General features: G+C 47.3%; 10 protein-coding genes. All 10 read left to right on the top strand.

What is annotated here, in order from left to right; genetic code table 11:
* Positions 1-1,275, top strand: a complete 1,275-nt coding sequence (locus NT010_16650; GenBank protein ID MCX5807671.1) for an ATP-grasp domain-containing protein — start codon at positions 1-3, stop codon at positions 1,273-1,275.
* Between the two features lie 81 nt (positions 1,276-1,356).
* Positions 1,357-2,817, top strand: a complete 1,461-nt coding sequence (locus tag NT010_16645; protein ID MCX5807670.1) for a lipopolysaccharide biosynthesis protein — start codon at positions 1,357-1,359, stop codon at positions 2,815-2,817.
* 129 nt (positions 2,818-2,946) lie between these two features.
* Positions 2,947-3,942 (top strand): glycosyltransferase, encoded by a 996-nt coding sequence (locus tag NT010_16640; protein MCX5807669.1) that lies wholly within the window; start codon positions 2,947-2,949, stop codon positions 3,940-3,942.
* Positions 3,943-4,053: 111 nt separating this feature from the next.
* Positions 4,054-4,938 carry a ChbG/HpnK family deacetylase gene (locus tag NT010_16635; protein ID MCX5807668.1) on the top strand — a complete coding sequence of 295 codons (885 nt, stop codon included), beginning with the start codon at positions 4,054-4,056 and terminating at the stop codon, positions 4,936-4,938.
* 612 nt (positions 4,939-5,550) lie between these two features.
* Positions 5,551-6,120 carry a glycosyltransferase gene (locus NT010_16630; protein ID MCX5807667.1) on the top strand — a complete coding sequence of 190 codons (570 nt, stop codon included), beginning with the start codon at positions 5,551-5,553 and terminating at the stop codon, positions 6,118-6,120.
* A gap of 7 nt (positions 6,121-6,127) precedes the next feature.
* Positions 6,128-7,546, top strand: a complete 1,419-nt coding sequence (locus NT010_16625; protein MCX5807666.1) for a hypothetical protein — start codon at positions 6,128-6,130, stop codon at positions 7,544-7,546.
* A gap of 233 nt (positions 7,547-7,779) precedes the next feature.
* Positions 7,780-8,949 carry a hypothetical protein gene (locus NT010_16620; protein ID MCX5807665.1) on the top strand — a complete coding sequence of 390 codons (1,170 nt, stop codon included), beginning with the start codon at positions 7,780-7,782 and terminating at the stop codon, positions 8,947-8,949.
* A gap of 12 nt (positions 8,950-8,961) precedes the next feature.
* Positions 8,962-10,755 (top strand): asparagine synthase-related protein, encoded by a 1,794-nt coding sequence (locus NT010_16615; GenBank protein MCX5807664.1) that lies wholly within the window; start codon positions 8,962-8,964, stop codon positions 10,753-10,755.
* 264 nt (positions 10,756-11,019) lie between these two features.
* A complete protein-coding gene (locus NT010_16610; GenBank protein MCX5807663.1) occupies positions 11,020-12,321 on the top strand; it encodes a glycosyltransferase family 4 protein in 1,302 nt (433 codons plus the stop codon).
* A 123-nt stretch (positions 12,322-12,444) separates the two neighbouring features.
* A complete protein-coding gene (locus NT010_16605; GenBank protein MCX5807662.1) occupies positions 12,445-13,815 on the top strand; it encodes an O-antigen ligase family protein in 1,371 nt (456 codons plus the stop codon).
* The last annotated feature ends 41 nt before the right edge of the window (positions 13,816-13,856 follow it).

Genomic DNA, 13,856 nt, shown 5'->3' with positions numbered 1-13,856 from the left:
ATGGATAAGAAGACTATTTTGGTTTTTCCTTGTGGATCGGAGATTGGGCTAGAGATACATCGCTCACTTAGATATTCGAGGCACGTCAAATTGATAGGGGGCAGTAGCGTCGAGGATCATGGAAAATTTGTCTATGAGAACTATATGGGAGACATTCCTTTTATAACTGATCCAACTTATATCCCCTTCATACGTCACTTAGTTGAAGGGCAGAAGATAGATGCAATGTATCCGTCTATGGATAGCGTGATCACAATACTAACAGAGAACCGAGAGTCTCTGAGGTGTGAGCTAATTTCGTCCCCTCTTGAAACAGTGCGTACATGTTCTTCAAAGGCGAAGACCTATGAGCGTTTAAGACACGCCATCTTAACACCAAAGGTGTACAAATCAATCGAAGAGATCGATACTTATCCGGTATTCATAAAACCAGAAATAGGTTATGGCACACGCGGTGCAAGGAAAATCATTAATGCCGAGCAGGCAAGATGCCACATGGAGGAGTACCCAAACTGCATGATTCTTGAATATCTCCCGGGTAAGGAATTTACTGTAGATTGTTTTACGGATCGAAAGGGAAAGCTTCTATTTGCCGGGCCGAGAGAGCGAAGAAGAATAATGAATGGCATCAGTGTTAATACAATTTCGCTTGTCCCCGATAAAAGACCCTTTGAGATTCTCGCAGAAAAGATAAATAAATATCTTAGCTTTAGAGGGGCTTGGTTTTTTCAGGTTAAGGAAAGAGGAGACGGCGAACTTGTTCTATTAGAGGTCGCTGCCAGATTGGGGGGCTCTTCAGCTTTATATAGAAATCTGGGGATCAACTTTGCTCTTTTGAGTATTTTCGATGCGTTCGATGAAGAGGTTAAGCTTCTCTCCAATAATATTAAGATTGAATTGGATCGGGCGTTGGATAATTGTTATGAGTTAGATTTTACATTTGATGAGGTCTATATCGACCTTGACGATTGTCTTGTTATTTCCGACAAAGTGAATACGAATTTGATTAGCTTTATTTATAAGTGCATTAATAACAATATTAAAGTTATCCTTTTGACACGGCATGTAAGTCATCTTGGGGAAACTCTCAAAAAGTTTAGGTTAAATAATGTTTTTGATTTTATCGTCAATATAAAAGATGGCCTACCGAAATCACATTTTATAAAAAGTGCAAGAGCAATTTTGATAGACGATTCGTTTGCGGAAAGAAAAGAAGTAAAGGATGTTCTGGGAATACCAGCATTTGCGCCCGATGCTGTTGAATGTTTATTTTGAAAAGTGACTTCACCAGATATCTGCGGTTAGCATAATGGCTGTACAGACTTATTGGAAGCAAGTATTTTTTGCAAGAGGCTCATGACTCATAATCTCAAACATGTTGTAGCACACGGCTTTTTCTGGAGTTTGTGCGAGCGAATCGGACAGCAGGGTATCCAGTTTGTCATCTACATAATTTTGGCCCGCTTGCTGGTACCTGAACAATACGGGCAGATTGCCATGCTGTCAATATTTATGGCGGTTGCGCAATGTTTTATCGATAGTGGCTTTGGTTCGGCCTTAATTCAGAAGCAGGATGTAAACCATCTTGATGAATGCACAGTTTTTTATTTCAATATCATTGTGAGTTTCTTGGTGGTTGGATTATTGTGGCTCGCTGCACCTTGGATCGCTTCTTTCTACAATATGCCCAATCTGCTTGTTTTAACACGGGTTCTTGCACTGAACCTCATCATCAATTCGTTTGGGGTGGTACAGGGAGCCATACTCACGAAACATATTAATTTCAAGCCCCAAATGAAGTTCAATCTGGTTGCAACAGTGGTGTCTGGCAGTATCGGCGTGATCATGGCATATATGGGATATGGCGTGTGGAGTCTCGTCGCTCAATCGATTGCGGTTAACCTCGTACGTACAGCTTTGTTGTGGCTTTTTGTTAACTGGCGTCCTGCATTGCTATTCAGTTTCAACTCACTGCGAACGATGTTTCCATTTGGTTCCAGACTCCTTTTTTCAGCACTACTGGATAGAATTTACAACAATCTGTTTTCAATTATTATTGGTAAGATGTTCTCGGCAGCAGACTTGGGATTTTATTCACGCGCAAACCAAATGCAGCAATTGCCAGTAGATAACATCTCGGCTTCTGTTTCCCGTGTGGCCTACCCAGTGTTTTCTTCCATTCAAGGGGATAAGCCCCGGCTGAAAGTCGGTGTTCATAAATCGCTGACCATTTTAGCAATGGTCAATTTTCCCTTGATGATCGGCTTGGCCACAGTTGCAAGACCTTTGGTGCTTGTTCTTCTTACAGAGAAATGGTTGCCCTGCGTTCCCTATCTCCAGCTCCTTTGCATGGTAGGACTGCTATATCCTCTTCACGCGATAAATCTAAGCGTATTGGTTGCTCAAGGGCGATCCGATCTTTTCTTTCGACTTGAGATCCTAAAGAAGATGCTCGGTGTAGCCTTGATTGTTCTCACTTTTCACTGGGGTATTTCGGTCATGATCTCTGGGCAAATCGTTGGTTCCATTATTTGTTACTTTCTAAACAGCTATTACACGGGAAAGTTCTTGGACTATCCGATAGTGGAACAGCTTCGCGATCTTTTGCATAGCTTAATTCTTTCGGTGCTCATGGCTGGAGGTATTCATGTGATTACCTTTCTCTCAATTTCTCAACAACCTTTTCTGTTAATTGCGCAAATTGTAACCGGCATTGTTTTGTATGTCGTGCTTTGCCGACTTACGAAGCTCCCCTCGTTTATGGAATCTTTGGAGATGATTAAGCCCAAACTAACACAGATTTGTTGTATTCATTAAGTGTCAAAAGCGGATCCTTTTAAAACAATGCATGGAGAAAATATTTTGGATACACCAAGCGAAAATGTTCCTTGTTTGGAAATCAGTGATCAAGCCGTCTTAACCCAGACCCCCTTAGTAAGCGTTCACATGATCACTTATAATCACGAGCCTTACATCGCCAAGGCAATAGAAGGCGTTTTGATGCAGAAAACGGGCTTCCCGTTTGAGTTGATCATAGGTGAGGACTGTTCTACTGATCGCACCCGTGAAATAGTACTTGAATATCAAAAGAAACATCCTAATATAATCCGCGTTCTCACGTCTGAAAGTAACGTGGGGATGCATAAGAATTTAAGGCACGTATATGATGCTTGCCGAGGAAAGTATATCGCATATTGCGAAGGTGACGATTACTGGCATAACCCACTGAAGCTGAAGAAGCAGGTGGAATGTCTTGAGTCGCATCCCGATGTTGGATTAGTCCACAGCGATGCGGCTTGGCACCTTGTAGAGAAAAAAAAGACAATAAGTACCTTTTACAAGAACCGTCCTATAGTCAATCTGCCACGCCAAGGGGCAGTCTTATTGCACAACATTATAACTTTCAAGTATCCTGTTGTTACATGTACCGTAATGGTCCGTACATCGATTCTTATGGAAATACGCAAAGAATGTCAATATGAGTTCAGTGACAAGTGGCTTATGACCGATACTCAAATTTTTGCCGAGTTTGCTCATCGTTCAAAATTCTCTTATATAGATGAGCCTCTGGCAACACGCAATTCCTTGCCTGAGTCCGCTTGTCTCTCCAAATCACCCGAGAAGAGCCTCAAGTTTATGAGGAATGCTTTAGAATTGGATCTGCACTACGCAAACAAGTACGGTGGCGTTGATAGAAACAAGATCCGAACTATCCTTATTAATCAGTATGCAACATCACTATCGTTTCTTGCATCCCAGCATTGTAGGCTTGACATAGCCAAGGAAGCTCTTGATCTTGTTCGAAAAGAGAAACTGAGATTCGGTTTGTTGAGTTGGCTTTACTATTTTGGTTCGCTAAATTTTCTATTTTCTTGGCTTGTGTGGACTCTGATTCAACCTGCGAAGATAGCGAGAAGGTGCATTCGCTATCTTTTGGCGTAGGGCGGTATTGACCAACCACAGCGTCAACGCATCTTTCGTTACCCTGGTCCGATATGAGATGATGAGCCGCCGCGCCTTTGGAGCCGCAATTCCATACCCTTTGAGGTCAAAATGATTCAAATTCGAACTAAACGTCTGATCATCAATGCCGATGACTTCGGTTGGGGGCGTAAGCTCACAGATACTATTGTTCAGTGCCATCTTCAAGGCATTGTGACCAGCACAACTCTAATGGTCAATATGCCTGCGGCTCAATATGCCGCCAAACGAGCTTCTGAGGTGCCCGAGCTCAGTGTCGGTGTCCACCTAAACCTGACTGAAGGTCCACCCATATGCCCGCATGATGCAATCCCAGACCTCTTGGATGAGCACGGTAATTTCCCAGGCAACGCCCTCCAGAGTGCCCGTCTCTGGCGAGGAGGTCAGTACTTTGAAGAGGTGCGCCGTGAACTGGCAGCGCAGATCGAGCGTTGCCTGGACCTTGGTGTCGTCCCTACACATTGTGACAGCCACCACGGGATCCACAAACTTCCCGTTGTGCGACGCGCCATGGTAGAAGCGATGAAGGAACAACTCATTAAGCGCGCCCGCACACCCTTGAGTCGCCACCGAATGCGCGGGGATACAACGCTCTATAGTGCCGTGATACCTTGGCTGCAGCACAATTTGAAGCGCGCGCCTGTCCTGGTATTGCTCCACTGGGGACACCTCAGACTAAGACAAGCAGGGATATTAACCCCGCAATGGAAAGCAACACGAAGCATGGGCCTGCCTTCCGGCTCCTCCCCCAAAGAGCAATTGCTCGCTTGCATTGCCGCCATACCATCAGGATGCTCCGAGATTCTCCTGCATCCGGGTGATCATGGCCCAGAGGACCAGCCATCTGATTGGCATTTGAAGACTTGGGCTGAGGATACGCCCATATGTCTGGACACGGAGGTTGCATCCTTCATAGATGAATCCGGAATAGAGCTTATATCTTTCCGATCCCTTTGATGTTTTTAGACCAAATCGGTAATCTTTGACATGGCCCGAATTCTTCTTCTACTTACTCGTACTCTATGGCGTGACTTTCGACCTTACGATATCCAGGGCCCTGCGCTTGTGGAGGGGGGGCACGAGGTACTTTATGCATCCGGGGCTCCGTGCGGACAGGCTGAGCGGGCTTTTACATGGATATCGCTTTCGGAAAGAGAACGCTGGCTCGCACGGCGAAGCGGCGGCCTCAATCTCTACAGACGCATTGTTGCCCTGGAGCCGGACGTGGTTCAGTTATGCTCTCTCGAACAACTCCCTCTCGGGTTTGCACTGAAGGCCTGGGGTCGGTGTCGTGTCGTTTACGACTGTCGTGAAGACATGGCCTCGGCACTTTATGAACGCCACAAGACCCTTCCGGCATGGGGTCGTCGCGGCATATTCCGGACGGTCCGGGCGTTCGAATCAGCCGCTGGCCGTCATTTCGATGGTGTTATCACGGCTGACCCCGGAGTTTACGACCTCTTCGACATTGTGCCTCCCGAACGGAAACTTGTCTGCTTCAATTCTGCTCTACTGGAACAGTTTCCTACAGATTATCCAGGTTTAGCCGAACGGGAGTATGACGTCGCCGTGTTAGGTTCCATGAGTTCCCTTCGTTCCGGTACTCATACCGTGCTGGATGCGCTCAATCTGCTTCGACTCGAAGGGATGCCCGTCCGGCTAATCCTGATTGGCCAGCCTGAAGGAGAGATGGCAGGCGCTATCTCTGAGCGGATCCGGAGCTATGGCTTGGAGCAGTATGTGAATTGCACCGGACTCCTTCCTCATTCGAGCATTCCGGCAGTCTTAGCGCAGGCTCGTCTCGGAATAGTTCCGCTCCTCGACTATCCGAAGTTCCACCGCAATATTGCCTGTAAAGCCTTCGAGTACATGGCAAGTGGAATGCCTACAATAGCTTCCGATCTTCCACCGCAGAGGCTCTTCTTGACTGATGAAACAAGTATTCTCTATGCCCCTGGGGACACGGCTTCTCTCGCAGCTGCTGTCAGAGCATTGCTTGTTGACCGAGAACGTGCGGAGAAAATGGGTAAGTTAGCGCGAGTAGCAATGGAAGAACACTGGAATGGGGAAATAGAGCAAGAAAAATTGAGGAAATTCTATTGGAGACTCTTAGACTTTCCGCTGCGCGGCAGGGAGTGATCATATAATGGATAACCGTCTGACCCGGACCATCTACGACCATTCACCTTCACTTGTTCGTAGTACCGTAGCAAGTATCGCCGGATGGACAAAGAACAGACGTCGCTTCAGCGGAGAGTTCTTGCGCTGGCTCCGTTTTTTCGAAGAGGCGCATTATTGGTCTGAAGAACGGCTTCGAGCCCTTCAGAATGACCGTCTGCGAGAACAAATATACAAGGCCGTGTCTGAGGTGCCATACTATCAGCGCCTTTTTAGCAAACTAGGATTGTCACCAAGGGATATTGATTCTGTGGAGGACTTATCGAAACTCCCGCTGCTGCAGAAGTCGGATGTAGTCTCTGCCGGAAAAGACCTGATTAGTCGCTCATGGTTGGAAAAGCATCTGAACTGGTATGCGACAAGCGGTTCTACAGGTACCCCTCTTTTAGTTCCACGACCAGCCTATATCGAGCAGATGGAATGGGCATTTCTTCGCGCGCGTTTCTTTACCAAAGACACAGTTCGGGAACCCTATTCATCTTTCACGGGTCTTGAGCTCATCCCTCCGGGACAAAACGAACCGCCCTTTTGGGTCGACAACTGGGCGAACCGCCAGCGAATGTTCAGCATTTTTCATATGAACGAGCACAACCTGCCGCATTACTTTAGATCGCTTAACAGACGTTATAGCCATTTTTATTTGGGCTATCCGAGCGCCATATATACAGTAGCATGTTTTATGCAAGATCGATCGCTGTCCCTCCGACTTCCTCCTGCCTACATATTCACCAGTTCGGAGGAACTTCAACCCCAATACGAGGATACGATACGCGCCGTCTTTGGTTCTACAATCCGTAACCGATATGGCCAAAACGAATTTGTCGGTTCGATTACCATGTACGATTGTGGGCACCTGCATTACGACATGGATTACTCTATTCTGGAGTTTCTGCCGGTGGGTCAAGAAGATGGTGCAATACTCGCGGAAATAGTTGGAACCAACATGCATGACACTGCATGGCCATTGATCCGCTACAGGACCGGCGATCTCGTCGTCTATGACCCTAAAGACCGCTGCTATGCGGGATATCCCGGCCAGATCATCCGACGCATTCATGGCAGGACAGGGCGCTATTTTGAGTTGCCTGACGGGAGCCGAGTAACAAACATATCTGTCATAGCGAAGAAGTGCGCGCACATTAAGTTGATGCAGGTGGTGCAGCGCCAACGGGGTCAAATCGTCGTCCGAATAGTTCGAGATCTTGGATATTCTCGCGAGGACGAGAAGAACGTTATCTCCCAGTTTCGCCGGAAAATAGGCAATCAGATCGCTATAAATGTAGAGTACGTTAACGACATTGAGCGCACTGGTTCGGGTAAGTACATCTCCATCGTGAATGAGGTCGGAGAAACTGGTACCGTCTCAGCGGCAGACCCATTGTCTTAAGCTCAGAAGAATCATTCTTGGAGTCTAATCCCTTTGTTAACGAGTTTGGTTTATGAAACTATGGCACGATCTCTCAATGGATTTAGCGACAGGCGGGCTTCATCTCGTGCTACTGTAAATTTGGAGATGCACTTCTCAGAGAAGGTAACTTGCAGGCATCCCCGTTTAGTGGTTAATAGGAAATATACCCTATTATTAAACCCCTCAGCAATGGCCACAAGGAGGAACATATTATGACTATGGAGAAGATGACCACTCAAAGTCCACTTAAGTTTATGTGGCGTCTCGTGGCCACACAGGCTGCCGTTTCTGCATTATTAGTTGCGGTAATGACAAGTCTTCTTCTTTGCTTTCAGCCGGTATATGCAGACAACCCATCGGCTCCTCCGCAACCTTCCAGAGATAAAATTGTAGAATGGTTGCGAGAACTTAGACCATTACCTAAGGTACATTATTCCTGGCCGCTCCCCACGGAGTTGCTTTCTAATTCGACGGATGACCTCCTTAAAGAATTCGCTCGGTTAACACACGCTATTAGTCTGCGGGCTGAGTCGGCAGACCCAGGTGAAATAGCAGCGGCGGTTCGCGTCTGCAAGTCCATCAATGATACTAAGCCCTCGATCCCTTGCACGGTGGCGATTAACTACTCACCCTGGCACCGACGATTTGGGAAAGATCTGCCACCCACAGACTTCGGTGCCAGCCACGAAGCGGAGGTGAAGTTATTCCAGAGCAGATTGCAGTTTGTCAAGGATGCGCTGAAACAGGCAAATAGCTTGCACCGTGGGAATGTCACTTTGTCAGCAATACTGCTTGATTCTGAACGGTTCCATGTTCGACAGAATGACGCACAATGGAATGCCGCAATCACCCAAAAACACAGAATTATCTATGATATAGCCAAATCTATTTTTCCATCGGCCCGGGTGGAACAATACGAGCGGGGCGGCTGGATGCCCTCTTCTAGTTCTACCGGTTGGATGCAGGCTCAGTGGTACACACTTGAAGAACCCGGTGACGCATTTTCATTGTCCCTTTACAGGATCATCGAACTTGCTGATACACGGGAGGCTTTCCGCCGTACAGTAAACAGCGCGGCCATACACGGTGTCAGTGAAGTTACACCCTGGATTGCTCTCGGATCTGGTATGCGCCGTCAAACAGATTCATTCCATAGATGGTCCGATGGTGATTGGGATTATGATTTGGTTTATTCCTGGCAGATAGGGGCTGAAATCAACAACAAATGGTTCGGGGACCGGCCCGAGCGATTCGCACCGTGGCATGCTGCGAAGGTGGTTATTTTTTTTCCGGCACCATTCTATCAAAAGTTTCCGTCCTGGCCGAAGCACTTTGTCGCGTATGTTCGAGGCGCGAACGGTTTAACGACTTTGCCAAAATAAAGGAGGTCTTATATGGCTGGGTTTTATGGAAAAGTTGGGGTTGGGTCTGATTCAGATATTCAGATCCCTATACTTCCAAATCTCGAAGTAACGAAGTTGGAGTATTCGGATGTTCGCTTTAGCAACGGTTTCATTCGAGAATTCCATTTTCGTGGAACTCCCCCTCAAATTGGTAACTCATTGAGCGGCAATACTGTATTGATCTATACGGGTTTCATTGTTGGCCAAAATAGGCAAAGTCTCACCGATTCGCGAAACGTTTTTGCAGATTCACTGGCGACACAGTATGAGGAACAGGGAATATCGATATTCTCAAAGCTTAATGGCAACTGGGCGGCGGTGGCCGTGAATCGGTCAGGCGATTCTATTCTGTTGGTAGCCGATCGCTTGGTTACGATCCCTATTTATTACTCAATATCCGCAGGCACTTTTGAGTGGTCAACTTCGTTCCTCGGGCTTCTGCAACACAGTAACAGACCCAACTATTTTGATCCGGAAGCTCTAACAGAATACATGGTACTAGGCTACCCCCTAGATAATCGGACCTATGTTCAAAACATCCATGCTTTACGAAATGGCCAAGCCATCCAGTGGAAAAAGGGTTTGACAGGGGAAACTACATACTGGCAGCCACGCATGGAACCAGACCCTTTGCTTTCTCAAGCCGACCAAGTCGCCGACGACATCAAACACCTGATTGATCAAGCTGTTATTCGCTTTGCAGAAGATGGAAGGCATGTAGGAATGACGATCAGCGGAGGTTTGGACTCGCGCCAGTTGATCGCACGATTGGGCAACCGCTGTGAATTGGGCGCCTCGACCGGGTTAGAGGACCATCCTGACATCAGCTGCGCGCGGGCTATTTGTAATCATCTGGGAATTCCTTACCAACATTGCTTTTACGACTTTGCTGACGCTGTGGCAAACGAGAACAAGTGGATAGACCTTAATGACGGTAGCATCTGTACCGGTGAATACATCGTGGCAACGGCAAAGCTGGCAGAATGCTGTGACGTGGTGTTTTTTGGTGCGTTTGGCGATGCCTTCCGTGGCAAAAAGAAACCCTGGCCATTAACCCAACGGGGTGCAAAAGAATCAATGTTTGCCAAGGAGAATCTTCAGTTCCTGCCGGAATTTGAAATCAAGCAGGCCATGGGGCACCGCATGCCGCTTGATATCCAGAATGCCCCGAAAAGGAATTTCTTCAGGTTGTTCGATAAAACTAATACATCCATCCTGCTCAACAAATTGATTTGGCACAATTTTACGCAACGCCAGAGGAGGCGTATCGCAACCGTGCTAGGTGCTGGAAGAGGTATCGTGGATGTCCGGTTCCCACTAGCGGATATCGACTTTATGGATTTTATGCTTCGTTTGCCACCAGAAATGAGACATCCTTCACTTGATGTCTATAGGCTGTCATTCAACAAGCATTTTCCAGAGCTTGCTGGGATGCGTAACGGCTTCGGTATAACTTATCTCGATGAGGCTAAACAAGGGTGGTTTTTTAATGATCTGAAGGCCCGGCTGTACACCAATCTTCCGAGCTACGTCCGGGAACAACTTAAGAACAAAGCCCGTCCAGAATTGCTGTTGCCTTCCCATCTAAGTGTTTTTGGTGTAGAACGGGAGGATTTTGTTAAAGAGCGACTATTTTTTTTGGTGGAGTTGGGAATTCTTTCCCAGAAATGGGTTTCCCGAGTGTTGGAGGCACATTTTAGCACAGCATCTGATAGGTCATCACTCTTACACAAATTGATTCCACTGAGTATCGTTGCAGAACGTTATCGGATCTCCTTGAACTGAAGAACTTAACCAGCAAGTTGCTCGACCGGAGCGGCCAATGAAAACTCTAAGTAACGTTAAATGGTTTGGAGAACGTACCCTGGCGAGCTGCCAAATAGTTTTTTTCCGTGACACCAACTACCTTAAGGTATTTGCCTTGACCTGAGCACTTGGTTGCGAATGCTTACGGTACGAACACGATCAGGACTTGGCTCGGACTAGGTGAGATACCGAAGATTAGTTTATTGTATTGTCCTATAAAAGTAAATATGCAGGGAGGCGTTTATGCAGGAGAATGGAATCAGCCCAGTGGATACGAAACATTTGACATTTTACTTTTTAGTTGGTGACTGGGACGGTCTTCACACAATGTTTGAGACGGAGGATTGGGATAGTATTGCAGGGGTCCCTTTAGTGCCACTTTACTGGAAGCATCTTGTGCAGAAAGGCCACGAGGTGCATGTGGTGGCAACGGGCGACTTTAGTTCCGACAAGGATTTCATGGTTGAAGGTATACATATTTATCGAAGGTATGTGGCGGATTGGCTGACTCCTGGGCTTCGCGTGGGTCGTCATAGTAGGCCGATTCGCACGTATTTTAAAATTGGGTTAATTGTTCAAACCTCAAAAGCACTCAAAGCGGTGATCAAGGCCGCCCGTACATCCCCCCCAGATGTCATATACTCGTATCGGCGGACTTTCATTCTTGCGGGTTATTTGCTTTCTCATAGGTATAGGGTTCCACACCTTGTTCACTATTGGGGAACTTGGTCAAGCCACTATCTGTTCAACGTTCCCTGGTACAAGCGGTTACCTATAATCTTGTCGAAACTGGCGTTGAAAATCCCTATGGACTTGCTGATTATAAGTAACGACGGGACTGAAGGGGATAAGGCTATTAAGAAATTGAAATTCCCGGAGGAACGTTTTCGCTTTTGGTTAGATGGTACGGCCCCGGACATTTATAAGCCCAATTTGGACGTAGGGTCAATAAAGGAATCCATCGGACTTAAATCTACCGACAAAATGATTTTCCAAGCAGTAAGGTTGGATTTCTGGAAGCGAGTGGATCGTTCAATTGATGCTTTGCCAGAGATATTGAAACAAGTACCGGAAACGTATTTGGTAGTTGCCGGGGATGGGAATTTGCGCGAAGACCTTGAGCGCCAGGCCAGACTATTGGGCGTTTCGGATCACGTCAAATTTCTTGGCTTCGTTCCACACAATAAGGTTCTTGAACTGCACAACGCAGCCGATTTGTTCTTGACAGTACAGGACCTGACAAATCTGGGCAACCAGATCATGGAAGCGTTGCACAGTGGCACCTGCGTGATAGCATACAACGTCGGCGGCACATCACAAGTCATGCGAGACGGTGTGACAGGGATGCTGCTTGAAGAGAAGGACCTATGCCGTTTGGGAGTCATCTTGGGAGAACTTCTTGCCGACGATGAAAGGCGGCAAAAGCTTGCCCGCGGAGCATTAGAGTTTGCCAGAAAGAACATCTGGACTTGGGAGGAACGAATTTCCGCTGAACTCAAGGAAGTTGAGAAGCTTGTCAGGGCATACAGGAAAAACCATCGATGAGAGCAAATTGATGATGGCAGACATTGTGAAGCCATCATCAATTTGCTCTCATCGAAAGACACTTAATGAACGATTTGATTCAGCCGAAAAGGTACGTGCCCAAAAAAAGGATGGTGTGACACCATGGAAATAGTTGTAGCGGCAGTTGTAGCAATGGCCATGGCCGCCGTTTGTATTCTTGCCGTTTACCCGTGGTCAGTTTTTGCCCTGCTCCTTATGGTACCGCTGATAAAAATGGCTGCAACGACCAGCGCATCAATTCTCAAATCCTTTGACCTGACAGTTCTCGCGAACATATTGGCGGGCGCCGTTGGATTGTGGGCTTACAAGCGAACGCCAGAGAAACCGAGACTGCATTTTCCCTTCAAAATGTTGTTGTGCCTTGTCGCGGTAGAATTGGTGTTTATGGTAGGTCTTTTGTGGACCAGCGCCCCTAATTACGGCCTTCAGAAGATGGTCCGTTTAGGAGGGATCGGCATTCCTTACCTTCTATTGCCTGCATTTTTTGTTCACTCTGTCGAAGATGGAAGAAAGGTGCTTAAGGTGTTGATTTTTGTAGGCGCCGTGGTTGCAGCAGTTCTCATTGTGGCTCCACAAGGCAGTCAATCAGTAATGCGCTACGGAAGATTGTACGGACGCAGCACTTTTTTTGGCTCTGACCCAAATACGCCCGCTACCCTCGTTGTCGCGGGGATGATCGCGTTGGCCGGGATGGTACTTACCGGAGCTGCTTCAAGGTGGCTCAAGTACTCTTCGTTCCTCCTTGCTTTACCGTTTGGATTGATTGCGGTACTGGCCACCGGTTCCCGGGCAAATCTCGTCGGTCTTCTCGCGGTTCTCCCCATCCTTTCGCTCTTCTCGGGGAGCAAGAAGATCGGGAAGATGGTTCTTCTTTCAGTGCTTGCCTTGGGGGCTTTAGTGCTTGCTTTTATGCTTTTGCCTCAGGTTGGTCCGGTTGATCAAGCACGATGGTTTAAATTTGCAGATAAGTTCGAAACCGGCGATTTGGCAGGAACTCGTTCTCTGGCTTGGCATTTCTGCCTGACGAAAGCATGGGACCAGATGCTCCTATTGGGGCACGGTCCCGGCAGTTATGCAGTCAATTTCTTAATGAAGGACTCCCCTATGTGGCCTCATAATATTGTATTGGAAGCCCTATATGAGGGTGGGCTTTTTGGGGCCGCGGCCATAGTGGTGTTCTTCGTTCTGTGTTTCCGCACAATGCTGAGGGGTGCCAGGGCGTCACGGAATAGCAATGATCGACTGCTTGTTGGAACCGTTAGTGCAGTTGTCCTGTCAATGAGTGTTCCAGCTCTTACGCACTGGGACCTTGACGGAGCCAGGTTTCTGTATTTGTTCGCAGGGCTGTTGCATGTCAGTGTACAACATGTCGTGCAGGAAGTCGATGTTACCGACAGGGATGGAGAAAACACTATTCATTCTGGCAGAGAAGGCTATCACGGAAAGAATCCACATATGTCGAATTCTATTTAAAAAATGGTGGAGCTCTGGACAGCACCCAGAAGGCTCTAATT

Source organism: Pseudomonadota bacterium (assembly GCA_026388275.1).
GTDB lineage: Bacteria > Desulfobacterota > Syntrophorhabdia > Syntrophorhabdales > Syntrophorhabdaceae > JAPLKB01.
This window is presented reverse-complemented; position numbering and strand designations above follow the sequence as displayed.

Bases quoted from the DNA above. Each gene is read 5' to 3' on its own strand.
- NT010_16650 (MCX5807671.1), top strand. From the start codon at position 1: ATGGATAAGAAGACTATTTTGGTTTTTCCTTGTGGATCGGAGATTGGG.
- NT010_16645 (MCX5807670.1), top strand. From the start codon at position 1,357: ATGACTCATAATCTCAAACATGTTGTAGCACACGGCTTTTTCTGGAGT.
- NT010_16640 (MCX5807669.1), top strand. From the start codon at position 2,947: ATGATCACTTATAATCACGAGCCTTACATCGCCAAGGCAATAGAAGGC.
- NT010_16635 (MCX5807668.1), top strand. From the start codon at position 4,054: ATGATTCAAATTCGAACTAAACGTCTGATCATCAATGCCGATGACTTC.
- NT010_16625 (MCX5807666.1), top strand. From the start codon at position 6,128: ATGGATAACCGTCTGACCCGGACCATCTACGACCATTCACCTTCACTT.
- NT010_16620 (MCX5807665.1), top strand. From the start codon at position 7,780: ATGACTATGGAGAAGATGACCACTCAAAGTCCACTTAAGTTTATGTGG.
- NT010_16615 (MCX5807664.1), top strand. From the start codon at position 8,962: ATGGCTGGGTTTTATGGAAAAGTTGGGGTTGGGTCTGATTCAGATATT.
- NT010_16610 (MCX5807663.1), top strand. From the start codon at position 11,020: ATGCAGGAGAATGGAATCAGCCCAGTGGATACGAAACATTTGACATTT.
- NT010_16605 (MCX5807662.1), top strand. From the start codon at position 12,445: ATGGAAATAGTTGTAGCGGCAGTTGTAGCAATGGCCATGGCCGCCGTT.